Origin of the sequence: Micromonospora sp. NPDC049645 (assembly GCF_040675155.1) — a bacterium.
In the GTDB taxonomy this organism is placed as follows: domain Bacteria; phylum Actinomycetota; class Actinomycetes; order Mycobacteriales; family Micromonosporaceae; genus Micromonospora.
Map to the genome: position 1 here is coordinate 381,770 of NZ_JBFAOI010000004.1, position 23,983 is coordinate 405,752.

The following is a 23,983-nucleotide window of genomic DNA, read 5'->3' on the forward strand; positions in this document are numbered from 1 at the left end:
CGCCCTGCGTGGCGTCGGTTCCGCTGAGCAGAATCTACGCCCGGGGTGGCCGGGCCCGATCTCGGCCCGGCGCTGGTCAGCTCACCGGGTCGGCGCGCAGATAGGTGAGGACCGCGAGCACCCGACGGTTGGTGTCGTCGCTGGGTGGCAGGTCGAGCTTCAGCAGGATGTTGCCGACGTGCTTGCCGACCGCCGCCTCGCTGACGTGCAGTCGGCCGGCGATCGAGGCGTTGGACCGCCCCTCGGCCAGCAGAGCCAACACCTCGCGTTCCCGGGCGGAGAGCGCGGCGAGCGGGTCGCGGGGGCGGTGCAGCAGCTGCCGGACGACGTCCGGGTCGATGGCGGTGCCGCCAGCGGTGACCCGGCGCAGCGTGTCGACGAACTCGGTGACCTCGGCGACCCGGTCCTTGAGCAGGTAGCCCACCCGCTGACCGTCGCCGCTGTCCAGCAGCGCCGCCGCGTACCCGGTCTGCACGTACTGGCTGAGCACCACGACCGGGAGGTGCGGTCGCTCGGCGCGCAGCGCGACGGCCGCGCGCAGCCCGTCGTCGCGGCGCCCGGGTGGCATCCGGATGTCGGTCAGCACCAGGTCCGGTTGGTGGTCGCGGGCCGCCGTCAGCAGCTCGGGGGCGGACCCGACGGCCGCGCACACCGTGAAGTCGAAGCGGGTCAGCAGGGCGACCAGACCCTCGCGCAGCAGCACCTCGTCCTCCGCCAGCACCACCCGGGTCACCGACGACATGGCAGCTCCACCCGGACCAGGGTAGGCCCGCCCGGCGGGCTGGACAGCAGCAGCCGGCCGTCCACGGCGGCGACCCGGTCGGCGAGCCCGGTCAGCCCGGTGCCCCGGGCCGGGTCGGCGCCGCCGTGGCCGTCGTCAGACACCTCCACGACGAGGTCACCGTCGGTCCGGGTGAGGCGTACGTCGGCGCGGGTCGCCCGGGCGTGCCGGGCCACGTTGCCCAGTGCCTCGGACACCACGAAGAAGGCGGTGGTCTCCACGATCTCCGGCAACTCGGCGTGCGGGTCGGCGTGGACGGTGACCGGGATGGTGGCGGCGTCGGCCAGCTCGCGTACGGCGCCGGCCAGGCCGAGGTCGGTGAGGCTCTGCGGGCGGATGCCGTGCACCAACTGCCGCAGCATCACCATCAGACCCCGGGCCTGGTCGTGCGCCACGGCGAGGGGCCGGGAGGCGGGAGAGTCCTCGGGTACGTCCAGCCGGGCCAGCCCCAGCTGGAGGGTGAGGCTGGTGAGTCGGGGCTGTGCGCCGTCGTGCAGGTCACGTTCGATGCGGCGACGTTCGGCCTCGTACGCGCCGACCAGTCGGGTGCGGGAGCGGGTGACCTCGCGCAGCGCCGCCGCGTCCGCCGGGCGGGCCAGCACCCACCGAACCACGACCGCCTGGAGCGCGGCGAGCAGACCGGCGGCGTAGCAGAGCACCGGGATCAACAGCACACCCACGATCGCGTACGGGACGGCTTCGCCGGTGCTGTCGATCGGCTGCCAGATCACGACCGGCTGGTTGGCGTCGCCGGCCAACCAGGGGCTGGAGATCATCCCGAGGTCGAGCAGCACCAGCACCAGGAACACCCAGTACGCGATCGGCGCGAACCCGCCCAGCCAGAACAGGTACGCCACCTCCCGCCAGGTCGCGGCGCTGCGGTAGCGGGCGGCCAGGCCCGGCCACGGCGACGGGGGCAACGGGCGGCCGTCCACGAGCTTGATCCGCCAACGCTCGACGGCGGCCACCGGGAAGCTCACGACCGGCGCCAACGCCAGCAGGATGAGGCTGCCGGTGGCCAGGAACAGCATCAGCGCGATGCTCGGCGGTCGGCCGTGCAGCCGCAGCGCGTTGACAGCGGCCAGCAGGGGTGCGCCGGTGACGAGCAGCCCGACGCCGAGCACGCCGGCGATCGGCACGGTGGTCACCAGGTAGGCCAGCGCCCGCCACGGCCACGCGGAGAGCAGCCAGCGGCGGCGGCGCAGCGCCTCGGCCAGGTGCGAAGGGTGTTCCGGGGTCATGCAGCAGACGCTAATCGGGGGTGACCGGGCACCCCAGCCGTCCAGATCCACTCTTTGGGTATGTCCAGCACTACCGGCCGAGCGGGTGTGCGGGGTCCGGAAACGGGAAGAACGCGCCGTCACGCGGTCCGCGTGAGCTGTGCTGGCGGCTGGAGAGACATGGGTGCCAAAACCTTCGTGGTGGTCGGCGGGACCAGCGGTCTCGGCCTCGCGGTGGCCCGCCTGCTGGTCGACGAGCACCACGTCGTGGTGTTCGGCAACGTGGCCGACGAGGTCACCGCCGCGACCGACGAGCTGGGTTGCGACGGCGCGGTCTGCGACATCTCCTCCTACCAGCAGGTCCGCGACGGGTTCGCCGAGGTGGTGCGGCGCTACGGCACGATCGACGGGGTGGCGGCCTGCGCCTCGATGTGGGCGGGCGGTGACCTGGGGGACCTGTCGGTGGAACACATCCGCCGGGCCGTGGAGATCAACGTTCTGGGCATCACCTACCTGCTGCGCGAGGCGGTGCAGCACCTGCACCGGCAGGGCCACGGCAACGTCGTCTACATCGGCGCGCTGGCGCTGGCGGCCCCCCGGCCCGGCATCCCCGTCTACCGGGCCACCAAGAGCTACGGCAACAGCCTGGTCGAGTCGGTGGCCGAGGCGCAGCACAGTAACCGGGTCAAGGTGATGCAGCTGCATCCCGGGCCGATGCCGACGCGGCTACAGGAACGGGTGGGCGCCGAGTTCCTGGACGAGGTGTACGCCATGCCCGAACAGGTCGCCACGGAGGTCGTCCGGCTGCTGCTGCTCGAACCCGACGACCTCTACGTCTCCGGTGAGCGCGTGCTGCGCGCGGACGGGCGGTGGTGACGGCCGCAGCCGGACCCGCCGACCGTCCGGCCTCGGCGTGGGCGCCGCTGCGTACGGCGGTCTACCGCAACCTGTGGCTGGCCCTGCTCGCCGCGAACATCGGCACCTGGATGCAGACCGTCGGCGCGCAGTGGCTGCTGATCCACCACTCCAACGCCTCCACCCTTGTCGCGTTGGTGCAGACCGCCAGTCTGTTGCCGGTGCTGCTGTTGGCGTTGCCCGCCGGGGTGCTGGCCGACAGTTTCGACCGCCGGCACCTGTTGATCGCCGTGCAGCTGTTCCTGGTGGCGGTGGCGGTGACGTTGACCCTGCTCACGTTGACCAACCGGATGCCGCCGGCGCTGCTGCTCACGCTCACCTTCGCGTTCGGGGTCGGGCAGGCGCTCACCCTGCCGGCCTGGGCGGCGGTGATCCCGGAGCTGGTGCCGCAGGACCAGCTGCGGTCGGCGTCCGCGCTCGGTTCGATAAGCGTGAACGTGGCGAGGGCGGTCGGTCCCGCGGTGGCCGGCGTGCTGATCGCCCGCACCGGCGTCGCCCCGGTCTTCGGCATCAACGCCGTCGCCTTTGGGATCTTCGCGTACGCCTTGTGGCGCTGGCGGCCCGGCAACGCCCGCGCGGTGGAGGTGCCCGAGCGGTTCGCCGCCGCGTTGCGCGCCGGCAGCCGCTACGTCCGCCACTCGCCGACCGTGCGCCGGCTGCTGCGCCGTGCGCTGGTCTTCGTGGTCCCGGCCAGCGCGCTGTGGGCGTTGCTGCCGTTGGTCGCGACTCAGCGGCTGGGGCTGGGCTCGGGCGGGTACGGGGTGCTGCTGGCCGCCCTCGGCGTGGGCGCCATCGCGGGTGGTGTGCTGCTGGCGGTGATCCGTACCCGGCTGTCGGCCAACCAGCTCCTGCTGATCGCCGGAGCGCTGTTCACCGTGGCGTTGACCGTGGTCGGCACCGTGCGGGTGGTGCCGCTGGTGCTCCTCGCCCTGCTGCCCGCCGGGATGGCCTGGGTGACGGTGCTGGCCAACGTCAACGCCGAGATGCAGCTCTTCCTGCCCAGCTGGGTACGGGCCCGGGGTCTGGCGGTCTACCAGGTGTGCTTCGCCGGTGGGCAGGCGGTCGGCGCGCTCGTCTGGGGGGTGCTGGCCGACATGGCCGGGCTGGTCCTCGCGTACCTCACGGCGGCGGCGCTGATGCTGCTCGGCACCGTGACGAGTCGGATCTGGCCGTTGCCGGACCTGCGTTCGGTGGACCGCGAATCGGCGGCCTACTGGCCGCAGCTGCACCTGGCGCACGAACCGGACCCGGGGGTGGGGCCGGTGCTGGTGACGGTTCAGTACACCGTCCACCCGGAGCGGGCCCAACCGTTCCTGGCGGCGATGGACCTGGTGCGTGGCGCGCGGCAGCGGACCGGTGCGATGCGCTGGGGGCTGTTCCGCCCGGCCGAGACGACGGACCGGTTCGTCGAGGTGTATCTGGTGCCGTCCTGGGACGAGCACCTGCGTCAGCACGGCGGCCGGTTGACCGGCGAGGACCGCGCCGCCGAGCAGCGGGCCCGGGAGCTGACCGACGGCGAACCGGAGGTACGACACCTGGTGCCGGCCGCCGCCGGCCCGACGCTGTCGGACGAGCGTGAGGCGTTGTGAGCAACCGCGCGGGCGGCGGGAGGGGCCGGCCGCGTGGGCGTACGGCGTACGGCCGCGTTGTTAGGATGGCCGCACCATGGCGAGTGAGCGCAAGACGAGCGCGGACCCGGCCCGCAGCCTGGCCCTTCTCTGGCGCACCCGGGAGCCGACCAGCCGCAGCGCCGGCACAGCGCTCAGCGTCGACCGGATCGTCCGCGCCGCGATCGACATCGCCGACGCGGAGGGTCTCGACGCGCTGACCATGCGCCGGGTCGCAGAGGCGTTGGGGGTCGGCACGATGTCGGTCTACACCTACGTGCCGGGCAAGGCCGAACTCGTCGCCGTCATGATCGACACGGCGTACGGCGAGATGCCGCGTCCCGTCGTCGAGGGCGACTGGCGGACCCGGCTGGAGCGGATCGCGCGCGACAACCTGGCGCTCTACCAGCGGCATCCCTGGATGCTGCGGGCCGAGACGACCCGACCGGTGCTCGGACCGCACCTGATGGCCAAGTACGACTACGAGCTGAGCGCGATCGTCGACGTCGGGCTCACCGACGTCGAGATGGACGCGGTGCTCACCCTCGTGCTGGGTCACGTGAAGAGCGCCGCGCGGGCCGCCTCCGAGGTGGTCGACCTGGAGCGCGAGACCGGGATGACCGACGGCCAGTGGTGGCAGTCGCACGCGCCCTGGCTGGAGACGTTCATGACTGCCGGCGCCTACCCGATCGCCTCCCGGGTGGGCACCGCGGCCGGTCAGCAGCACGGTGCCGCGTACGGCCCGGAGTACGCGTTCGAGTTCGGCCTGCACCGCGTGCTGGACGGGATCTCGGTGGTGGTCGCCGAGCGGGCCGCCAACCGGTAACCCCGCCCACCAGCTGACGCGACGCGGCCCGGCACCGCTCGGTGTCGGGTAAGGCCGCGTACGCCGTCGACCCGGGGAGCGCCCAGCGGCTCTGCACCGTGGCGGCGGACCTGATCTCCGGGCGGGCCGGCGGAACCGGCCGCTGACCTGGGCGCTCGGGCTCGCCGGAACCCGTCCGTACCGGGTCGTCCGGGTGGTACGACTGGGGCGGCGGTGGCCGCTGCGGGCCCGGGAAGGATGCCGATGGCGAGCGGGCTTGCCCAACGGTTGCTGCAACGGCGGGAGAACCCGCGCAAGGCGTCGTTCCTGGAGCTCTTCTTCGACCTGGCGTTCATCTTCGCGCTGACCCGACTGTCCCAGGCGTTGCTCGACGATCCCAGCCTCAACGGCGGTATCCAGGTGGCGCTGATGCTGGCGGCGCTCTGGTGGGTCTGGTTCGTGACCGCCTGGTCGGCGGACTGGTTCGACCCGCGGGCCCCGCTGATCGTCGCACTGCTGCTCTGGGTGATGTTCGGCGGCCTGCTGATGGCCGCGGCCGTACCGACCGCGTTCGACGCGCACGCCCTGGTGTTCGCCGTCGCCTACGTGGCTATCCACCTGGGCCGGGCGGCGATGCTGATCCCCGCGCTGAGCGGGCATCCGCTGCAACTACGCAGCCTGCGGGTGGCGATCTGGTTCGCGATCTCCGGCGTGCTGTGGGTCGTCGGGGCGGCCGTGGCCCCGGCCCGGGAGGCGCTGTGGGCGCTGGCCCTCGTCATGGAGTACGTACTGGCGCGGCTGCGCTGGCCGTTCCCCGGGCTCGGGCGGAGCACCTGGCCGGAACTCCGGGTGAACGGCTCGCACCTGTCCGAGCGCTACCAACAGATCTTCATCATCGCCCTGGGCGAGTTGATCCTGATCTCCGGCATCACCTACAGCGGCTCCGGCCTGGACCGGGACAGCACGGTGGCCTTCGCCCTGGCGTTCGTGACCGCGGTGGCCCTCGCCCGGCTCTACCTGGTGCCCACCGGCGGGCGGCTGGGCGCCAGGATCGAGGCGGAGGGCCCGCCCGGCAGCAAGTTGACGCTGGTGGCGGGCTACCTGCACCTCGTCATGATCGCCGGGGTGTTGGCCACCTCGGTGGCCATGGAGATGACGATCGACGATCCGGGAGAACACGCCACGGGGCAACTGGCCGTGGGCGTCATCGGGCCCGCGTTGTTCCTGACCGCCCGGATCCTGCTCGCGGCGGTGATCGACGGCAGCCGGCCGTGGGCGCGTCTGGTCGGTGTGCCGGCCATCATCGCGGGCGGACTGGTCACCGTGGGGCTCCCGCAGGTCGTCAACAGCGCCGTCGTCGCCGGGGTGCTGCTGCTGATCGTCCTCTTCGACGCGATGCCGGGAGTGTGGCGGTTCATCCGCCGGTCCCGGAAGGCGACGCGTCCGGCCAGCGGCGAACCGGATAGCTGACCCGATGCCCCAGGGGAGATCGCAGTACGGCGACCCACCGCGACGACCGGACGTGGTGGAGTTGCGGGTGCACGGCGTGTCCGGGGCAGACCCCACGGTCATCCTCGACCGACCGCAGGTCCGGCAGGTCGCCGGCGACGGTAGCGGAGGCTTCCACCGCGCCACCGGGTCGGGCGGCGGCGACCGGGACGGGGTGACGCTGGAGGCGTACCGCTGGGGTGACCTGCCCTCCGGCACCGTCGGTCGGACCCTCGCCATGGTCTTCCTGCTGCCGTTCATGCTCAGCAACGTGGCGGTGTGGATGCGTCCCACGGGCCGCCGCCGCGCCGCCGGAGTCAGCGTGCTGTGCCGGCTGCTCGCGCTCAACCTCACCGTGCTGTACGTGGTGTCCATCGCCGGAGTCGCCCTCGACCTGCTCGCCTGGCGGTGTCTCGGCGCGGCCCGCTGCCATGACCCCTTCGACAGCATGGCCGGGCTCGACAGCCGGCACGTCGGGCAGCGGTTGGCCGTGTCGGCGCTCCTGCCGATCGCCGCCATAGCGCTCCTGCGCCTGCTCGGCGCCCGCCGCTCCGGCCCGGCCGACAACCCGCTGTGGGCGGTGGAGCCGCTGGTGCACCGGCTGCGCGCGATCCACGTCGCCGCCGCGCTCGCCGCACTCGATCTCGTTCTGCTGACGGCCCGTCGTGCCGGCGGGGCGACGGTCGCGACGACGCTGCTGCTGGCACTCAGCGCGGTGGTGTTGCTGACCTGCGTCGGTCTGCTCGCCGTTCCGGGGATGATCGACCGGGCGGCGACCGCGACCCCGGCCACCTGGAGCGCCCGCGTGGCGGCGGTGGTGGCGGTCGGCCTGACCGTGGCGACCCTCGTGGTCGTGGCGCACGACCGGCGTGGCTGGCCCTCGGCGGCCGGACTTCCCGGTTACGCCGGAATCGCGGGTGCGGCGCTGCTCGGGCAGATGGTGTTGCTGGTGCTGCTCAGCGGAGTGGTGCTGGTGCGCCCCGGTCGGGTGGGTGGCCGGACCGCACTGCCGGGTGGCCTGGGTGCGGCGGTCCTCGCTGCCCTCGCGGTCGGCCTGACCGGCGCGCTCTCCGCCGGCCTCGTCTACCAGACGGGGGAGTTGCTCGGCGGCTACCGCAGCGACGGCGGGCCACCGTTGCCGTACCGCTGGACGCTGCTGGCCTTCTTCCTGCACGTGGTCGCCACGGTGCTGCTGTGCGGCGCGATGACCCTCGTGTCGCTGCGACGTCGGCGGCGTGCGGCGGCGGCGATCATCAACCGGGACTTCCCGGTCGTGCCGCCGGAGGCCGCCGGTCGGCTGCGGCTGGCGACGAAAACCGTCGCCCGGGCACGGTTCACCGAGTGGCTGGGTCTGCTGGCCGCCACGTACGCGGCGCTCGCGGTGGTCGGACTGGCCACGAGTCTGGTGGGGCGTACCGGGCGCGAACCAGAGGAGTTGGTGCGGCAGATGTTCGGGCTGCCGGCCGTCGCCGTCCAGATGGGTCTCAGCGGAGGCAGTTACCTCCTGGCCGCGTTGTTGCTCGCGCTGTTGGCCGGTGGCGTGTTCGCCTACCGGACCGCGTGGTTCCGCCGGCACGTCGGCATCCTGTGGGACCTGGGCACCTTCTGGCCGCGTGCCGCGCACCCGTTCGCGCCTCCGAGTTACGCCGATCGCGCCGTGCCGGAGTTGGCCGACCGGATCAGTCAGCTGGCCGAGCGACACGCCGGGCTGCTGCTCTGCGGGCACAGCCACGGGTCGGCGCTGCTTGTTCTGGCGGTGCTGCGGCTACCCCCGCACGTACGTCAGCGGGTCGCGCTGCTCACCTACGGGTCCCCGCTGGATCGCCTGTACGCCCGGCTCTTTCCGGCCTACCTCAACGAGGAGGTGCTGCGCGCGGTGGGGGAGCGCGTCGATTGGCGGTGGATCAACCTCTGGCGGGACACCGATCCGATCGGCGGCTGGGTCTTCGCCGCCCACCGCCCCGGCGATCCACCCCCGGATCCTGCCGATCCGGCGAATCGGGTCGACCGGCGGTTGCGGGACCCGAGGGACCTGCTGCCGGCGCCGGGTGAGCGGACCGCGCCGCCGCTGTGGGGGCACCGTCCCGGCGAGAACGACCCCGAGTTCCGGGCGGCGGTGCGCGAACTAACCGAACGCCTGCCTGGCGTCGGCTGAAGCTTCCCGGCCCGCCGGGCGGAAGCGTTGGGACGCGTCGCCGTTCAACGATCCATCTCGGGAATCCGGTCGGACTCCGCCACCGTCGCTCGGACCTTTCGCAAGGTGGCGTCGGGAGCACGGATCGCGGCACGCCAGCGGTCCAGTGTCCGAGTGAGCACCCGCACGACGAACTGCAACTGGTTGACCTGCTCGCGCAGCGTACCCAGCTCGGACCGGGCGCCGAGCGCCTCGACCTCCAACTGCGTGATTCGCGTCTGCAACGGCTGCACGAGCGTGAGGGCGGCTTCGGTGAGCGTGTCCGCGGCGTCGGCCTTGAACTTGCCCCGCTGCACCACGACGGTGGCGATCGCGGCCAGGCCGGTGCCGCCGCCGAGGATGCCGAGCACACTGAGCGCCACCTGCACCCAGTGCGGCGCGGCTGGCGCGGGTGCGGTATTCACGTGACACCTGCCTGGAGTGGTTCGTAGGGGACAATTTCGCAGGCTCGGGCCAGGCGACGTAGGTCGATGGTGATCTGCGCGGCCCGCCAGAGCGACCCGACCGTCACCGCCAGCACGAACGAGGTCGCGACGACGGCGCTCCGGCCCGACACGACCACCAGGGCCACCGCGTACATGCCGGTGATGGTGCCGAGCACCACCACCGAGGCGAGTTCGAGGCCGAGCCCGGTGGAGAGTCGGCCGGGCCACAAAACGCCCAGCAACCCACCCACGCCCACCGCGATCAGACCCAGCTCCCAGGCAACCTGGATGGGCTCCGGCATGGACGTCTGTACCGACATCGGACGGACATCGAGGATGATCAGCAGAACGCCGCAGAAGGGTGCCGCGGCCAGCACAGCGATCTCGTACGGTTGGTGGCGGGACCGGATCCGAAGGTTTCCCACGGCAACTCCTTGGTCGAGGACCGGCGTCCGGCAGCGGCCGGTGGGCCAGTGCCGTTCGGTGGGTCGCGACTGTCGAGCTGCGGTCCCTGCGGCGAAGCCCACTGATGCGTTGCCTCTGGACGGTCGTTGGGCGAGAAAAATTGGAGCGACTCGACGTCGTTGGCTGCCGTTATCTGCCTGTGTATCACCGATGACCGCTTGGCGTCCACCTGGTGTAACGTCGTATTACCGCAGGTCAGGGTGCATCTCAGCCCTGTTCGGAGGTCGTGCGGGCCGGAAGTGCGGCGACCCGGTCACTCCACGCCTCGGCATCGACGAGTGTCGGATATCTTGCCGAGGGTGACGGTGGTTGACCGGGTCGCCGATCGATCAACGGGCGAGTAGGGCGCGTAGTGCCCGGAGCACCTCGGCCGGTGCCTCTTCGGCCATGAAGTGCCCACAGCTGACCGTCTGGTGGTCCAGGTCCGGTGCCCAGGCCCGCCACACCGCCGCCGCGTCGTAACCCAGCGCCGCGCCCCAGTCCTGCTGGAGCACCGTCACCGGCATCCGCAGCTGGTTGCCAACCGCCCGGTCAGCGGCGTCGTGGGCCACGTCGATCCCGGCCGATGCCCGATAGTCGGCGACGATCGAGGGAACCGCGTCGCGGGACGCGCGCAGGTACGCGGCCCGCACGTCCGCCGGCAGAGCCGCCGGATCACGGGTCCACACGTCCAGGAAATGACCGAAGAAGGCGTCCGGGCTGCCGGCGATCAGCTCTTCGGGCAGGCCGGGAGGCTGTGCCATCAGATACAGGTGGAACGCCACCGCGGCGCTGGTGCCGTGCAACACGTCCCACATGTCCAGGGTGGGCAGCACGTCGAGCAGGGCGAGTTGGCTGATCGCCGCCGGATGATCGAGGCCGGCGCGGAACGCCACCAGGGCACCCCGGTCGTGCCCGGCCAACGCGAACCGGTCGTGGCCGAGCGCGCCGGCCAGCGCCACGACGTCGGCGGCCATGGTGCGCTTGGCGTACCCGTCGCCGTCGGCGTCGAGGGGTTTGTCGCTGTCGCCGTACCCGCGCAGGTCGGGGCAGACGACCGTGTGGTCGGCGGCCAGGTCGGCCGCGACGTGCCGCCACATGAGGTGGGTCTGCGGAAAGCCGTGCAGCAGCACGATGGCCGGTCCGGAACCGCCGACGGCGGCGTTGAGCGTCACGCCCTCGGCGACGGCGACGCGCCGGTAGTCGAATCCGTTGATCCTGGGGTCCACGGGGAACCTTCCTGGTGAGTAGTGCCGGCGGGGCGCTGGGCCGTCGCCGTCGTACTCGTCGAGGCTGCCCGGCGGGGATCAGCGGACGGTCAGCGTCGGATCAGTGCCGGCCGGGCCACCCGCCTAGATTGGTGCCATGACCAGGCAGCTGACGGCGCCCGTCGCGGTGACCTTCGGCGTACTCGGGCCGGTGACCGCCGCGACCGAGCGTGGCCCGGTACCGCTGCGCGGACACCGGCAGCGCCTGGTGCTGGGCCGGTTGTTGATCGCCCACGGTCGGGTGGTGCCGGTGGACCGTCTCGTCGACGACCTGTGGGAGGTCGCACCGGACGGCGCGGTGGGCGCGATCCGGACCTTCGTCGCCGACCTGCGCCGCGCCCTGGAGCCCGACCGGCCGCCCCGACAGCCGCCCCGGATCCTGGTCACCGAGCCGCCCGGGTACGTGCTGAGGGCCGCCCCGGACACGGTGGACGCCGGCCGGTTCGAGGCGGCCGTCGGGGAGGCGGGCCCGCTGCTGGCGGCCGGACACCCCGCGCCGGCCCTGACCGCGCTGGAGGCGGCGCTCGGGCTCTGGCGCGGGCCCGCGTACGCCGACTGCGCCGACGAGCCCTGGGCGGTCGCGGAGATCAACCGACTGAACGAGCTGCGGATGCTCGCCGTGGAGCGGCGGGCGGAGGCGCTCCTGGCGTTGGGCCGGCCGGACGAGGCCGCCACGGACCTGCCTGCGCACCTGGCCAGCTATCCGCTGCGCGAGGACGCCTGGCGGCTGCTTGCGATGGCCCGGTACCGCGCCGGACGGCAGGGTGACGCCCTGGCCGCGCTGCGGGAGGCCCGCGCCATCCTGGTGCGTGAGCTGGGCGTGGACCCGGGGCCCGAGCTGCGGCGGCTGGAAGCCGACATCCTGGCCCACGCGCCGCACCTCACCCCGCCGCTCGAACGGGCCGCCACCCCCGGCCTTGCGGAACCCGTCCGACCAACCGGGGCGGGTCAGCGACCGTTCGTCGGCCGCGACGCGGAGCTGGAGCGGCTGCGGCGAGCCGCCGAGGCCGCGTCCCGGCGTGACCGGCCCACCCTCGCCCTGCTCAGCGGCGATCCGGGCGCCGGTAAGACGGCGTTGGCCGAGGCTCTGACCCACCGACTCGCCGCCGACGGCTGGGCGACCGCGTGGGGACGCAGCCCGGAGTACGAGGGTGCTCCGCCGGCGTGGCCGTGGACCCAGATCACCGACACGCTCGCCGGACCCGCCGGACCCGCCGGACCCGCCGGACCCGCCGGACCGGCCGGACCCGCCGGACCGGCCGACCCCGAACCGGCCGCCGGACCGGCCGGCCCCGCCGAGACCCGGTTCCGTCGGCACCGCGCGGTCGCGTCGCTGCTCTCGGCGGTCGCCGACCGAGGGCCGGTCCTGCTGGTCCTCGACGACCTGCACCGCGCCGACGGTGACACCCTGGACCTGTTGACCGCACTGCTCACCGGCCCGCAACCGGCCACCGGGCCGGCGCTGATCCTCGGCAGCTACCGGGCCACCGAGATCAGCCCGGAGCTGACCGCGACGCTGGCCCGCGTCGCCGGGCTGGAGCCGGTCCGGGAATACCTGACCGGCCTGCCCGCGTCGGCGACCGGCGAGCTGGCCCGCGCCATCGTCGGGGCGCGGCTGACCCCGGCCACCGCCCGGGTGATCCACCAGCGCAGCGGCGGCAACCCGTTCTTCGTCCGCGAGCTGGCCCAGCTGTACGCGGCTGCGGGGGAGGAGGCGCTGGCCGCCGTGCCGCCCGGGGTACGGGACGTGATCCGGCACCGGTTGGCACAGTTGCCCGCCTCGACCCGTACCGTGCTGCGGCAGGCGGCCGTGCTCGGTAGAGACCTCGACCCGGACGTGCTCGGCGCGTTGGCCGGTGACCCGACGGCGGCGCTGGACGCCGTGGATCGCGCCCTGGCGGCCGGGTTCCTCACCGAGCGGGAGCCCGACGGGCGGCTGCGCTTCACCCACATCCTGGTCCGCGACACGCTCTACGCCGACCTGTCCGCGCCGCGCCGCGCCGCCTGGCACGCGGCCGTCGCCGACGTGCTGGGACGGCGGGAACCCGTCGAACCCGCGGCCCTCGCGTACCACCTGCTGCGGGCCGGGGGACCGGCCGCCGCCGCTCGGGCGTCGGCGTACGCCCGGATGGCCGCCGAACGAGCCGAACGCGGCGGTAACCCGCACGAGGCGGCCCGGCTGTGGGGACAGGCGATCGACGCGTACGACCGCGCCGGTGTGGATGAGCCGCGCGAGCGGTTGACCGCGCTGCTCGGCCTGGGCCGATCGCTGGCCGTGACGGGCCGGCTCGCCGAGGCGCGGCGGCGGCGGGCCGAGGCGATCGACGAGGCCGAGTCCGACGGTGATCCCCTGCTGATCCAGGAGGTGCTGGCCGGCTTCGACGTGCCCGCCAGCTGGACGCGCAACGACGACGACCTGCTCTCCGCGCACATCGTCCGGGCCGCCGAACACGCCCTGACCGCCCTCGGGCCGGCCGGGGCGGCGCAGCGTAGCCGGCTGCTGAGCACCCTCGCGATGGAGCTGCGCGGCACCACCACCGATCGTGGCCGTCGCGCCGCCGACGAGGCCGAGACGATCGCTCGTGATGTCGGCGATCCCGGGCTGCTGGCCTTCGCGCTCAACGCCCGTTTCATGCACGCCTTCGACCGCGTCGGCCTGGCCGACGCGCGGGCCCGGATCGGCGTCGAGCTGGTCGACCTGGCCGTCCGGCACCACCTGGTGACCTTCGAGGTGCTCGGACACCTCATCCTGGTCCAGGCCGACTGCGCGCTGGCCGACCGGCCCGGCGCCGACGCGCACGCCCGCGCCGCCGACCGCCTGGCCGAACGGTACGAGCTGCCGTTGGTCGGCGTCTTCACCCGCTGGTACGCCGCGCTGCGCCTGGCGCTCGACGGCGAGTCGGCCGCGGCTGCGGCTGCGTACCGGGCGGCTGCCGAGCGGATGAGCGCCGACGCGATGCCGGGGCTCACCCACGGTCTGCTCCCGTTGGCCCTGCTCGGCCTGCGGCTGGCCGACACCATCGGCGCCGACCGGGCCGGCGCCGCCGACCGGCTGTTTCGGGGGCCGGGCGCCGCCGACCGGGACGGCGCTGTCGACCGGTCGGTCAGTGGGCCCGGCGGCGACCGGACGGATCTGGACTGGGGTCCGCACGAGCCGTGGGTCCGGCCGTTGCTGCTGCTCGCCGCGGGTGACCGGGGCGCCGCTGCGGCTGCCCTGCGGGCCGTTCCGGAGGGGCCGCACGACCTGCTGCGCGAGGTGCGGCTGTGCCTGCTCGGTCGAGCGGCGTACGTCCTCGACGACCGGGCCACGATGACCCGGGTCTACGCCGAACTGTTGCCGGCCGCCGGCGAACTGGCCGCCGGCAGTGGGGTGCTCACCCTCGGCCCGGTGGCCGGGCACCTCGCCGACCTGGCCGCCGCGCTGGGCCATCGCGAGACGGCGGCCGAGCACCGTCGTGACGCCCGCGCGCTCGCCGCACGTGTCCGCGCCGACGGCCCAACCTGAGCGCCGTCGGTCGCGTCCTGGCCGGTGCTGCCGGCTACGATGCCCGATGCTCTTCATGGTCATCGAGCGGTTCCGCGACAACGACATGGTGCCGGTGTACCGGGCGGTCCGCGACAGCGGCCGGCAGCTCCCGGACGGACTGGAGTACGTGGACAGCTGGGTCGAGCCGACCTTCGGCCGCTGCTTCCAACTCATGCGATGCGACGACCTGCGATTGCTTCAGCAGTGGGTGCTCGGGTGGCGCGGCGCGGGCGTCACATTCGAGATCGTTCCGGTGGTGAGCAGCGCCGACACCCGCGAGGTCGTAGCGCCCTATCTCGACGGAGACTGACGTCGGTGCCGCGCTCTCCACGTACAGCGCGAGTGTTCAGCACCTACGGGCGGCCGCACTGTCACCCACGGCCGCAACGGCCGCTGAGGTGGCAACGTGGCTGCCGGCGGCAGCCGGGTGCCGGCAGCCTCAGGCTTCGCCCGAGGTCGGCGAGCCCGGGTCGGTTCAGGGGAAGGTCCATGTTCACTCCCTGTAGAGCTGCCCCAGCTCTGGGGCAGCCCATGGCCGGGCCGACCCGGTTGGGCGTGGGCTGATCGGGTTGGGCGGGGGCTGATCGGGTTGGGCGGGGCTGATCGGATTGGGCGGGGGCTAATCGGGTTGGGCGGGGGCCGATTCGGTTGGGCCGGGGCCGATCCGGTCGGGGCAAGGGCCGATCCGGCCGGCAAGGCCAACCTGGTCGGGGCAGAGGCCAGCCCGGTAGCGCCACGGGTCAGCGCGGGCGGGTCAACCCGGTCAGGCGGGCGGGCTCGGCGCCCGGGTGCTGCCAGGTGGGGCCGGCCGGGCACGCGGCCCGGCCTGCCCCACTGGCGGGGCAGCTCTACAGGAGTATCCGACCCCGAATGCCGGTGGGTGCCGTTCCGGTGCGGCCGTGAACTGGCGTGACGCGCCACCTGCTCGGGCTACTTGGCGACTTGCCGGTTTCCGCCGGAATCGCCCGGCGGGTGCGGTCAGATGGAACCACCGACGCGTCTGCCGTCGGCATGGTCCGAGGGGGTACGCGTGGAGGCGCTCATCCTGATCGTGGCGCTCGGCGTCACCGTCCTCGTCGGCACCACGCTCGGCGGTCGGTACCGGGTCGCCCCGCCGGTCCTGCTCATCGCGTTGGGAGTGCTGCTCGGCCTCACGCCACCGCTGTCCAAGGTCACCCTGGAACCGAACCTGGTCCTGCTGATCTTCCTGCCGGCGATCCTGTACCGGGAGAGCCTCACCATCAGCCTGCGGGAGATCCGGGCCAACCTGCCGGTCATCGGGTTGCTCGCCGTGGTGCTCGTGGTGCTCACCATGGTCACCGTGTCACTCGCCGCGCAGGCGTTCGGGGTGAATCCCGCCGCCGCCTGGGTGCTCGGCGCGGTCCTCGCGCCGACCGACGCCGCCGCGGTCACCGGTCTGGCCAAGCGGTTGCCCCGCAAGCTGCTCACCACCCTGCACGCGGAGAGCCTGATCAACGACGGCACCGCGCTGGTGGTCTTCGCGGTGACGGTGGGGCTGCTCAGTCAGAGCGCCAAGCCGGGCGTGCTCGGCATCGGCGAGGAGTTCGTCGGCGCCAGCGTCGGCGGCGTGCTCGCCGGCCTGCTGGTGGGAGCCGCCGTGGTACTGATCCGCAAGCGGCTCGACGACCCGCTGCGCGAGGGCGCGCTGAGCGTACTGACACCGTTCGGGGCCTTCCTGCTCGCCGACTCGGTGCACGCCAGCGGCGTGTTGGCGGTGGTGGTCGCCGGTCTGGTGCTGGCGTACGCCGGCCCACGGGTGATCCGCGCCCGGTCTCGGGTGCTGGCGTACGCGTTCTGGGACCTGTCCACCTTCCTGATCAACGGCGGGCTGTTCGTCCTGCTCGGCACGCAGATCCCCCGGGCGGTCCGCAATATCACCAGCACCTCGCCCGAGCGGGCTCTGCTGATCGTGCTGGTGGTGACTCTGGTCGTCATCTGCACCCGCCTGCTCTTCGTCTATCTGACCGCGCAGGCCGCGAAGCTGCGGCACCGCCGCATCACGGACCCGAGTCAGGGGCCGTCGAGTTGGCGGGTGGGGACCGTGGCGGGCTGGGCCGGCTTCCGGGGTGCGGTGTCGCTCGCCGCCGCCCTGGCCGTTCCGACGGTGACGGTCGCCGGTCGGCCGGTGGTCGAACGCGACCTCATCATCTTCGTCACCGCGCTGGTGATCGTATTGATCATGCTGCTCCAGGGCACCACCCTGCCACTGGTGGTCCGGTGGGCCCGCCTGGCCGGCGACCCGGAACGCGTGGACGAGACCCGGCATGCCCAGCGGCGGGCCACCGAGGCGGGCCTGGCCGCCCTCCCCCAGGTAGCCGCCGAGATCGGAGCCCAGCAGGAGGCGGTGCAGCGGCTGGAGTCCGAGTACCGACGGCACCTGGCGGATGTCGAGGAGGGGTGTGGAAGTAGCGCGGACGAGCGCCGCCTGGAACGCCGGCTGCGCCTCGGGGTGCTCGCCCACAAGCGTCGGGAGATCACCCGACTGCGGGACAACCGGGAGATCGACGACCTCGTGCTGCAGGAACTCCAGGCCGCGCTGGACAACGAGGAGATCCGGCTGCTGGGACGCGGGCCCAACGAGTGAGCCCGCCGCCGAACGGCGCGGCTCAGAGCACCTGGTCGAGGAACCGCCGCAGCCGTGGGTGCTCGGCCCGCTCGAAGATCGCCTCGGGTGGTCCGGCCTCCAGCACCACACCCCGGTCCATGAAGGCGACGGTGTCGGCGACCTGCCGGGCGAAGCCCATCTCGTGGGTGACCACCACCATGGTCATCCCGGCGGCGGACAGGTCGGCCATCACCCCGAGGACACCCTTGACCAGCTCCGGATCGAGCGCCGAGGTCGCCTCGTCGAAGAGCATCACCTCGGGCCGCAGCGCCAACGCCCGGGCGATCGCCACCCGCTGCTGCTGACCGCCGGAGAGCTGCGCCGGTCGGGAGTTCGCCTTGCCGGCCAACCCGACCAGCTCCAACTGGGCGCGGGCGACCGCGTCCGCCTCGTCCTCGCCGAGCTTGCGCAGCCGGCGCAGCGCCAGCGTGACGTTGCGCAGAACGCTCATGTGCGGGAAGAGGTTGAACTGTTGGAACACCATCCCCACCCGCTGCCGCAGCGCGTCCGGGTCGTCGCCCAGCACGGTGCGCCCGTCCAGCAGCACGTCACCGCGGTCCGGCTCGATCAGCCGGTTGACGGTGCGCAGCAGCGTGGACTTGCCCGAGCCGGACGGGCCGATCACGCAGGCCGTCGCACCACGGGGCACCGTGAGGTCGACGCCGCGCAGCACCCGGTTCGGGCCGAAGGCGAGGTGCACGTCGCGTACGTCGAGGCTGACCGAGGTGGTCGTTTCGGTGGTGGTCATCGCCGGTCTCCCCGGGTGGCGGTGGGCAACAGTGCGTCGTCGTCCTCGTCGTCGGGCGCGGTGGCCGGCCGACCGTTGCGCAGCCGCCGGTCGATCCAGTTGACGACGTGCGTCAACGGGACGGTCAGGGCCAGGTAGCAGAGGCCCGCCAGCAACAGCGCCGACTCGTTGCCGGTGGTGGCCGCGTAGTCCTGCCCGATCCGGAACAGTTCCCGCTGGCTGGCCACCAGGCCGAGGAAGTAGACCAGGCTGGAGTCCTTGATCAGCGCGATGAGCTGGTTCACCCAGGCCGGCAACACCCGCCGGACGCCCTGCGGAATGATCACCAGCCGCATCGCGTCGGCCCAGGAGAAACCGAGGGCGCGGGCGCCCTCCAACTGAGCGGCCTCCACCGACTGGATACCCGAGCGGAAGATCTCCCCGATGTACGCGGCGGCGATGAGGGACAGCGCCAGGATGCCCAACGGGTAGGGGTCGGGCCCCCAGACCTGCATGCCCAGCGGGGCCAACCCGACCCCGATCAGCAGGATCGTCGCGGCGGCCGGCAGCCCCCGGAAGACGTCGGTGTAGACCCGCGCCGGCCAGCGCAACCAGCGGCTACGGGAGATCCCGGCGACGGCCAGCAGCAGGCCGAGGACCGAGCCGAGCAGGGCGGCGGAGACCGCCAGGATCAGGGTGTTGGGCAACCCGACGGTCAGCATCTCGGGCAGCGCCTCGCGCATCGCGTCGGCGTCGAAGAAGGTTTCCCACAGGGTGCTCAACGGATCCATCGGTCGCCTCTCCTACCGCCCTGCTCGCTCGTCACCGGCTCAGGACGCGGCCGACGCGGACGCCGACGGAGCCGTCGGCCCTGTCGGCGTGGCCGACGCCCCCGAAACCTTCACCGTGCCGCTGCCCGGCGTGAAGTCCGCCGGGATGGGCCGGCCGGGGTAGTACTGCGCCTGCAACCGGCTCCAGGTGCCATCGGCGATGACCTCGTCGAGGCCCTTGTTCAGCGCCTCGCGCAGCTTGTCGCTGCCCTTGGCCACGGCGTACGCGGTCGGTGCCGGGCTGAGCTGCTTGGCGGCCACGGTGATCTTGCCGTTGCTGTCGGCGGCCGACTTCTCGCCGATCTCCGCCGGGGCGATCCAGGCGTCGGCGGTGCCCGCCTTCAGCTGGTTGATCGCCCCGTTGTAGTCCGGCACCCGCACCGGGTCGAGCTGCTTGCCGGTGGCGTAGTCGTCCTGGACGGTGCCCTGCACCACCACCACCCGCTTGCCGGTGAGCTGGTCGAAGCTGGTGATCGGCGAGCCGGCCGGGACGTCCAGGCCGAAGTAGCCGAAGTCGTAGCCGTTGCCGAAGTCGACGGTCTTCTTGCGCGCCTCGGTGATGGTGATCGAGGAGCTGCCGACGTCGAACTTGTGGTTGTTGACCTGGCTGAGCAGCGCGGAGAAGTCGGTGCCGACGAACTCGACCCGGAGGCCGAGCCTGCCGGCCACGGCGGTCAGCAGGTCGTTGTCGAAGCCGGTGAACTTGCCGTCCTTGAGGTACACGTTCGGTGGGGCGTCGGTCAGGGTGCCGGCCCGCAGCACGCCCGGCTGCGCCAGCCCGTACGGGTTGGCGGTGGCGTCGGACGAGCTGTCGTCGCCGCAGGCGGTGAGGGCGGTGGCGGCCAGGATCGTGGCCGCGCCCAGGGCGGCGGCGCGGGTCAGGGCAGGAAGGAATCGCACGGCTGTCTCCGAAGGGTGGTGTCTCGGCGCGCACGGGCGTGCGCCGCCGACGGCGCGCCCGATGGGCGTACCGGTGGAAAGGAGTGCGGGAAGGGGTGTGCTAGAGCGCGATGCCGCGACAACAGGCGGCGCTGCACATTCGCATCATGTCCACGTGCCGTCGCCGGGTCAGTGCGGGCGAGGGCCAACCGGCGCGGACGTCAACGACGTCGGTCGGTGCGGGGCTGCTGAGGATGCGCATGGTTCTCCCGGGTCTGTGCTGACCTGGGTGCCAGGCCACGCTTGCACCGACGTCGTGCCGGTGCCTGGTCTTCACCCGGGGCACCCCACCGCGGAGGAGGGTTGCCGGCCAGCGAGCCGGGGCTTCGCGCTGGCGCTCATGACCTGCGCCGAGGCTAGCAGCAGGAACGGGTGTGTCGTCCAGTCGTTATGACCACGCTCACCGTCCGCGACGAGCTGACCGCTCGCAGCTCAGCCGGCGTGCACGTGCGGTCGCCGGTGCGGGTCGGGCTCCTGGCGACGCAGGATCTCCCGGGTGACCGAGGCGATGGCGCCCTGCCCGAATGCCAGGTAACGCAGGAAGTTGCGAACCGGGCCGCCCTCGGACCACTCGAAGTAGATGTGTGGACGCCGACCACTGCGGTCACGGATCTCCAGCAGCAGGGCGGCGAGCGCGGTGGGCACCGACGAGCTGGCCAGACTGAGCACCGGGAAACGGCCGTCGAGCACGCTGCCGCGGACCAGCAGCTCGGTTTCGAAGTCGGACGGGTCGGTGACCTTCACCTCGACGAATATCACGTCACCGTCGTCGGGGAAGTCGTTGTCCGCCACGGTCTGGGCCAGCTTGGCGCGGTACTCCGTCTCGTCCCGCCGATCGGGCTCGTGCGCGATGAGGCGGATCCGCCGGCCGGCGCGCTCGTCGATCATCCGGGCCGCCGTGGGATCCAGGTCGACCCGGTCGACGCGCAGTTCGTAGGCCCGCATCAGCCGGGACAGCACCGACACCACGATGATCGCGCTGATGAAACAGATGGCGATCTTGACGCCGTCCGGGCGTTCCACCACGTTCGCCAGCGTGGTGTAGACGAAGATCACCGCGATGACTCCGAACGCGACGCCCCGGCCGCGCTGACGCCGCCGTAGCGTCGCGAGCGTCACCGCCGTCGCGGCCGAGGTGATCAACACCAACACACCGGTGGCGTACGCGCCGCCCTGCGCGTCCACGCTGGCCTCGAAGACGATCGTGATCAGGAACGCCACGGCGGTGAAGACCAGCACCAGCGGCCGGACGGCTCGCGCCCAGGTCGGCGCCATGCCGTACCGGGGGAGGTAGCGCGGCACGAGGTTCAGCAGACCGGCCATCGCCGAGGCGCCCGCGAACCAGAGGATCCCGATGGTGGACAGGTCGTAGACGGTGCCGAACACCTCGCCGAGGTGCGCGTGCGCCAGGTAGGCCAACGCCCGGCCGTTCGCCGGCCCGCCCGGCTTGAACGCCTCGGGTGGGATCAGCACGGTGGTCGTCACGCTGCTGGTGATCAGGAAGACGCTCATGATCAACGCGGCGGTGGTGAGCAGCCGGCGGGCGCCACGGATCCGGCCCAACGGTCGCGCCTCCGAGTCCTGCGGGTCGCCCCGGACGCTCGGCATCACCGCGACCCCGGTCTCGAAGCCGGACAGGCCCAACGCCAGCTTCGGAAAGACCAGCACCGACAGCCCGACCACCAGCCACGGATCGCCGTGCCCGGTGGTCAGCATGGTGGTCCAGTCCCGGACCGCGGTCGGATGCGTCACCACCCGCCACAGCGCGTCGACCACCACCACCGCGTTCAACGTCAGGTAGACCGCGACCAGGACGACGGCGATCCCGATGGCCTCGGTGAATCCCTTGAGGAACACCGCGCCCAGCAGCGACACGAGCAGCAGCGTGACCAGCACCTCGTGCCCCTTGAGTCCGTTCGGCCAGAACGGGTTCTCGTCGATGTGCGCGGTCGCGTCGGCGGCCGAGAGGGTGATGGTGATGATGAAGTCGGTGGCCGCGAAACCCAGCAGCACCAGCACCAGCAACTTGCCCGGCCAGTAGCCGAGCAGACGTACCAGCATCGCGATGGAGCCCTCACCGTGCGGGCTCTCCACCGCCACCCGCCGATAGACCGGCAGCGCGCCCAGCAGGGTCACCAACACCAGCACCAGGGTCGCCACCGGCGACAGCGCCCCGGCGGCCAGCGCCGCGATGCCCGGCTGGTAACCCAGCGTGGAGAAGTAGTCGACACCGGTCAGGCACATCACCTTCCACCACGGGTGGTGCCGGTGCTCCGGCGGGCGCCCGTGCGGCCCCGGGTGCTGCACGGCCTGGTCCGAGCCAGCGGCGAGCAGCCACCCCCGCAACCGGCCGGCGCGTCTGTCGACCTTCACCGGCGCGTCCCCCGTCATCCCGCCCACGGTCACCGTGAGTATCCGCCCGTCGGGTCGTCGGCGTCCGCCGGTGCGCGGAACCCGGCCGACGCCACGGCGGGTTTCGGGCCCAGGACAGGGGGGAAGCAGCGCTCCGGGCTGGACCGGACGGCACCGGGGGAGGGGACAGGGCATGGTCGGCGGCCGTCGCTTCCGCCCGGGTGGTGGCTTCGGCCGCCAACTCGACGAGTACGAGACGAGGGTCGGCGTGCCGCCGCCCACCGAGTCGCCCGCCCCGCCGCCCGGCGGCCTGGTGGACAGCGCGGTCTACCTCCGAGGGCACCGGTTCGCCTCGCCGTCCGGTCTCGCCGAGACGTACCGCTGTCTCCAGGAGCAGGACGGCGCGATGGCCTGGATCGGGTTGTACCGGCCCGACATCGGCCAGATCACCTCGCTGGCCCGTGAGTTCCGGCTGCACGACCTGGCGGTCGAGGACGCGATCAACGCTCACCAGCGGCCCAAGCTGGAGCGGTACGGGCACACCCTGTTCGTGGTGCTGCGCGCCGCCCGCTACGACGACCTCCGGGAGGAGGTCGAGTTCTCCGAACTGCACCTCTTCATCGGGCCGGGCTTCGTGGTGACCGTCCGGCACGGTGAGGCACCGGACCTGGCCGCGGTGCGGCGGCGGATGGAGATCGAGGCGCAGATGCTCGCCCGGGGCCCGGAGGCGGTCCTGTACGCGATCCTCGACCAGGTCGTCGACGGGTACGCGCCGGTGGTGGCCGGATTGGAGAACGACATCGACGAGATCGAGACCCAGGTGTTCGGCGGCGACCCGAACGCCAGCCGGCGCATCTACGGCCTCAGCCGCGAGGTCATCCAGTTCCAGCGGGCCGCCCGCCCTCTGCTCAGCGTGCTCGACGCGCTGGCCGACGGCGCCGGCAGCGTCAGCGCCGACGAGGAGCTGCGCCGCTACCTGCGCGACGTGACCGACCACCTGACCCAGGTGGTGGAGCGGGTGGACGCTTTCCGGCACCTGTTGCAGAACATCCTCACCGTCAACGCCACCCTCGTCTCGCAGCAGCAGAACGAGGAGATGCGCAGCCTCACCGCGGCCAGCTACACCCAGAACGAGGAGCTGAAGAAGGTCTCCTCCTGGGCGGCGATCCTCTTCGCGCCCACGCTCATCGGCACCGTGTACGGGATGAACTTCGTACACATGCCGGAGCTGAACTGGCGCTTCGGCTACCTGTTCGCGCTGCTGTTGATGCTGCTGGTCTGCGGCACCCTCTATGTGATCTTCAAGCGGCGCGGCTGGCTGTGAGCGGCGCGGCCGAACTCACTCGATGCCGCGCAGGATGTGCCGTTCGTCCTCGACGTCGTCGTCGCCGGCCGCGATCCGGCCGAGCAGTACGGCGGCCGCCCAGATCGTCAGTGGCGTGGCCGCCCCGGTCATCCCGCCGCCGGTCCGGTCGTCCCGGGTCTGGCTCCGCTCCGTGCGCGGTGGCCTGCGCTGAGCCTGCATGGGCCCTGCCTCTCCTCGTCGAAGCCGCCGTGGGCGGCACGGAGTGAACCCCGCGCCACCGGCCGGGCGAACCGCACGCGAGCAGCCCGCCACCGGTACGACAGCCACCCGAACCATCCCACGCCCGGCCGCATCCGCACCGCTTGTTTTCGGGTTTCCGACTGAGGCCCGCCAAACCGGACATTACGCGCCGACGGTCGAGAGACGGTCAAGGCAGCGAATGGCCGATACCGCGGCCACGACCCCACCGCGTCGACCATTTGATCACCGAGCGGCCGAGGTTTGCCCGCCGGTCTCCAGCGGTACCTGGT

The 23,983-nt window shown here is 72.6% G+C and carries 19 protein-coding genes and 1 riboswitch; of the genes, 9 read left to right on the forward strand and 10 right to left on the reverse strand.

What is annotated here, in order from left to right; translation table 11 throughout:
- Window positions 1–76 precede the first annotated feature (76 nt).
- Both AB0J33_RS13270 and AB0J33_RS13275 read right to left on the reverse strand, forming a co-directional pair.
- Window positions 77–742, reverse strand: a complete 666-nt coding sequence (locus AB0J33_RS13270) for a response regulator transcription factor (RefSeq protein WP_363613022.1) — start codon at window positions 740–742, stop codon at window positions 77–79.
- Window positions 730–2,022, reverse strand: coding sequence for a sensor domain-containing protein (locus AB0J33_RS13275; RefSeq protein ID WP_363613024.1), 1,293 nt, complete (start codon window positions 2,020–2,022; stop codon window positions 730–732). Before AB0J33_RS13275 ends, AB0J33_RS13270 begins: the two co-directional genes overlap by 13 nt.
- A gap of 159 nt (window positions 2,023–2,181) precedes the next feature.
- On the opposite strand from AB0J33_RS13275, the gene AB0J33_RS13280 reads away from it, so the two are divergent.
- The 5 genes from AB0J33_RS13280 (at window position 2,182) to AB0J33_RS13300 (ending at window position 8,971) form a co-directional block, all read left to right on the forward strand.
- Entirely contained in the window at window positions 2,182–2,877 is a 696-nt protein-coding gene (locus AB0J33_RS13280) for an SDR family oxidoreductase (protein ID WP_363613026.1), read from the forward strand.
- Entirely contained in the window at window positions 2,871–4,505 is a 1,635-nt protein-coding gene (locus tag AB0J33_RS13285) for an MFS transporter (protein WP_363613028.1), read from the forward strand. The genes AB0J33_RS13280 and AB0J33_RS13285 overlap by 7 nt, the downstream gene beginning before the upstream one ends.
- A 76-nt stretch (window positions 4,506–4,581) precedes the next feature.
- Complete coding sequence (locus AB0J33_RS13290) at window positions 4,582–5,349, forward strand: TetR/AcrR family transcriptional regulator (protein ID WP_363613030.1); 768 nt, start codon at window positions 4,582–4,584, stop codon at window positions 5,347–5,349.
- A gap of 243 nt (window positions 5,350–5,592) precedes the next feature.
- Window positions 5,593–6,798: a low temperature requirement protein A gene (locus AB0J33_RS13295; protein WP_363613032.1), complete on the forward strand. Its 1,206-nt coding sequence runs from the start codon at window positions 5,593–5,595 to the stop codon at window positions 6,796–6,798.
- A gap of 4 nt (window positions 6,799–6,802) precedes the next feature.
- Entirely contained in the window at window positions 6,803–8,971 is a 2,169-nt protein-coding gene (locus AB0J33_RS13300; RefSeq protein WP_363613034.1) for a hypothetical protein, read from the forward strand.
- A gap of 44 nt (window positions 8,972–9,015) precedes the next feature.
- Here AB0J33_RS13300 and AB0J33_RS13305 read toward each other — a convergent pair whose 3' ends face one another.
- From AB0J33_RS13305 to AB0J33_RS13315, 3 genes are all read right to left on the reverse strand, one after another.
- Window positions 9,016–9,414: a hypothetical protein gene (locus AB0J33_RS13305; RefSeq protein WP_363613036.1), complete on the reverse strand. Its 399-nt coding sequence runs from the start codon at window positions 9,412–9,414 to the stop codon at window positions 9,016–9,018.
- Window positions 9,411–9,860, reverse strand: a complete 450-nt coding sequence (locus AB0J33_RS13310) for a hypothetical protein (protein WP_363613038.1) — start codon at window positions 9,858–9,860, stop codon at window positions 9,411–9,413. The genes AB0J33_RS13305 and AB0J33_RS13310 overlap by 4 nt, the downstream gene beginning before the upstream one ends.
- 369 nt (window positions 9,861–10,229) lie before the next feature.
- Entirely contained in the window at window positions 10,230–11,108 is an 879-nt protein-coding gene (locus AB0J33_RS13315) for an alpha/beta hydrolase (RefSeq protein ID WP_363613040.1), read from the reverse strand.
- A 136-nt stretch (window positions 11,109–11,244) separates the two neighbouring features.
- Between AB0J33_RS13315 and AB0J33_RS13320 the strand changes: the two genes are divergently transcribed.
- The 3 genes from AB0J33_RS13320 to AB0J33_RS13330 all read left to right on the forward strand — a co-directional run bounded on the left by AB0J33_RS13320 (window position 11,245) and on the right by AB0J33_RS13330 (window position 17,278).
- Window positions 11,245–14,652, forward strand: coding sequence for a BTAD domain-containing putative transcriptional regulator (locus AB0J33_RS13320; RefSeq protein WP_363613042.1), 3,408 nt, complete (start codon window positions 11,245–11,247; stop codon window positions 14,650–14,652).
- A 46-nt stretch (window positions 14,653–14,698) separates the two neighbouring features.
- Window positions 14,699–14,983: a DUF3303 family protein gene (locus AB0J33_RS13325; RefSeq protein ID WP_363613044.1), complete on the forward strand. Its 285-nt coding sequence runs from the start codon at window positions 14,699–14,701 to the stop codon at window positions 14,981–14,983.
- A 672-nt stretch (window positions 14,984–15,655) separates the two neighbouring features.
- Entirely contained in the window at window positions 15,656–17,278 is a 1,623-nt protein-coding gene (locus AB0J33_RS13330; protein WP_363613046.1) for a Na+/H+ antiporter, read from the forward strand.
- 22 nt (window positions 17,279–17,300) lie between these two features.
- On the opposite strand, the gene AB0J33_RS13335 is transcribed toward AB0J33_RS13330, so the two are convergent.
- The 4 genes from AB0J33_RS13335 to AB0J33_RS13350 form a co-directional block, all read right to left on the reverse strand.
- A complete protein-coding gene (locus AB0J33_RS13335) occupies window positions 17,301–18,047 on the reverse strand; it encodes an amino acid ABC transporter ATP-binding protein (protein ID WP_363613048.1) in 747 nt (248 codons plus the stop codon).
- Entirely contained in the window at window positions 18,044–18,817 is a 774-nt protein-coding gene (locus tag AB0J33_RS13340) for an amino acid ABC transporter permease (protein WP_363613050.1), read from the reverse strand. The genes AB0J33_RS13335 and AB0J33_RS13340 overlap by 4 nt, the downstream gene beginning before the upstream one ends.
- Before the next feature lie 39 nt (window positions 18,818–18,856).
- A complete protein-coding gene (locus tag AB0J33_RS13345; protein ID WP_363613052.1) occupies window positions 18,857–19,756 on the reverse strand; it encodes an ABC transporter substrate-binding protein in 900 nt (299 codons plus the stop codon).
- Window positions 19,757–20,029: 273 nt separating this feature from the next.
- Window positions 20,030–20,141: riboswitch (SAM riboswitch) on the reverse strand.
- Between the two features lie 86 nt (window positions 20,142–20,227).
- The gene (locus AB0J33_RS13350) at window positions 20,228–22,186 is read right to left on the reverse strand and encodes an amino acid transporter (RefSeq protein ID WP_363613054.1); all 1,959 of its coding nucleotides are present in this window, start codon (window positions 22,184–22,186) and stop codon (window positions 20,228–20,230) included.
- Between the two features lie 154 nt (window positions 22,187–22,340).
- Between AB0J33_RS13350 and corA the strand changes: the two genes are divergently transcribed.
- The gene (gene corA / locus AB0J33_RS13355) at window positions 22,341–23,471 is read left to right on the forward strand and encodes a magnesium/cobalt transporter CorA (RefSeq protein ID WP_363613056.1); all 1,131 of its coding nucleotides are present in this window, start codon (window positions 22,341–22,343) and stop codon (window positions 23,469–23,471) included.
- Between the two features lie 15 nt (window positions 23,472–23,486).
- On the opposite strand, the gene AB0J33_RS13360 is transcribed toward corA, so the two are convergent.
- Window positions 23,487–23,672 (reverse strand): hypothetical protein, encoded by a 186-nt coding sequence (locus AB0J33_RS13360; RefSeq protein ID WP_363613058.1) that lies wholly within the window; start codon window positions 23,670–23,672, stop codon window positions 23,487–23,489.
- Window positions 23,673–23,983: the final 311 nt, after the last annotated feature.

Bases quoted from the DNA above. Each gene is read 5' to 3' on its own strand.
- AB0J33_RS13320 (WP_363613042.1), top strand. From the start codon at position 11,245: ATGACCAGGCAGCTGACGGCGCCCGTCGCGGTGACCTTCGGCGTACTC.
- AB0J33_RS13280 (WP_363613026.1), top strand. From the start codon at position 2,182: ATGGGTGCCAAAACCTTCGTGGTGGTCGGCGGGACCAGCGGTCTCGGC.
- AB0J33_RS13350 (WP_363613054.1), bottom strand. From the start codon at position 22,186: ATGACGGGGGACGCGCCGGTGAAGGTCGACAGACGCGCCGGCCGGTTG.
- AB0J33_RS13340 (WP_363613050.1), bottom strand. From the start codon at position 18,817: ATGGATCCGTTGAGCACCCTGTGGGAAACCTTCTTCGACGCCGACGCG.
- AB0J33_RS13290 (WP_363613030.1), top strand. From the start codon at position 4,582: ATGGCGAGTGAGCGCAAGACGAGCGCGGACCCGGCCCGCAGCCTGGCC.
- AB0J33_RS13275 (WP_363613024.1), bottom strand. From the start codon at position 2,022: ATGACCCCGGAACACCCTTCGCACCTGGCCGAGGCGCTGCGCCGCCGC.
- AB0J33_RS13330 (WP_363613046.1), top strand. From the start codon at position 15,656: ATGGAACCACCGACGCGTCTGCCGTCGGCATGGTCCGAGGGGGTACGC.
- corA (WP_363613056.1), top strand. From the start codon at position 22,341: ATGGTCGGCGGCCGTCGCTTCCGCCCGGGTGGTGGCTTCGGCCGCCAA.
- AB0J33_RS13335 (WP_363613048.1), bottom strand. From the start codon at position 18,047: ATGACCACCACCGAAACGACCACCTCGGTCAGCCTCGACGTACGCGAC.
- AB0J33_RS13300 (WP_363613034.1), top strand. From the start codon at position 6,803: ATGCCCCAGGGGAGATCGCAGTACGGCGACCCACCGCGACGACCGGAC.
- AB0J33_RS13360 (WP_363613058.1), bottom strand. From the start codon at position 23,672: ATGCAGGCTCAGCGCAGGCCACCGCGCACGGAGCGGAGCCAGACCCGG.
- AB0J33_RS13325 (WP_363613044.1), top strand. From the start codon at position 14,699: ATGCTCTTCATGGTCATCGAGCGGTTCCGCGACAACGACATGGTGCCG.
- AB0J33_RS13295 (WP_363613032.1), top strand. From the start codon at position 5,593: ATGGCGAGCGGGCTTGCCCAACGGTTGCTGCAACGGCGGGAGAACCCG.
- AB0J33_RS13270 (WP_363613022.1), bottom strand. From the start codon at position 742: ATGTCGTCGGTGACCCGGGTGGTGCTGGCGGAGGACGAGGTGCTGCTG.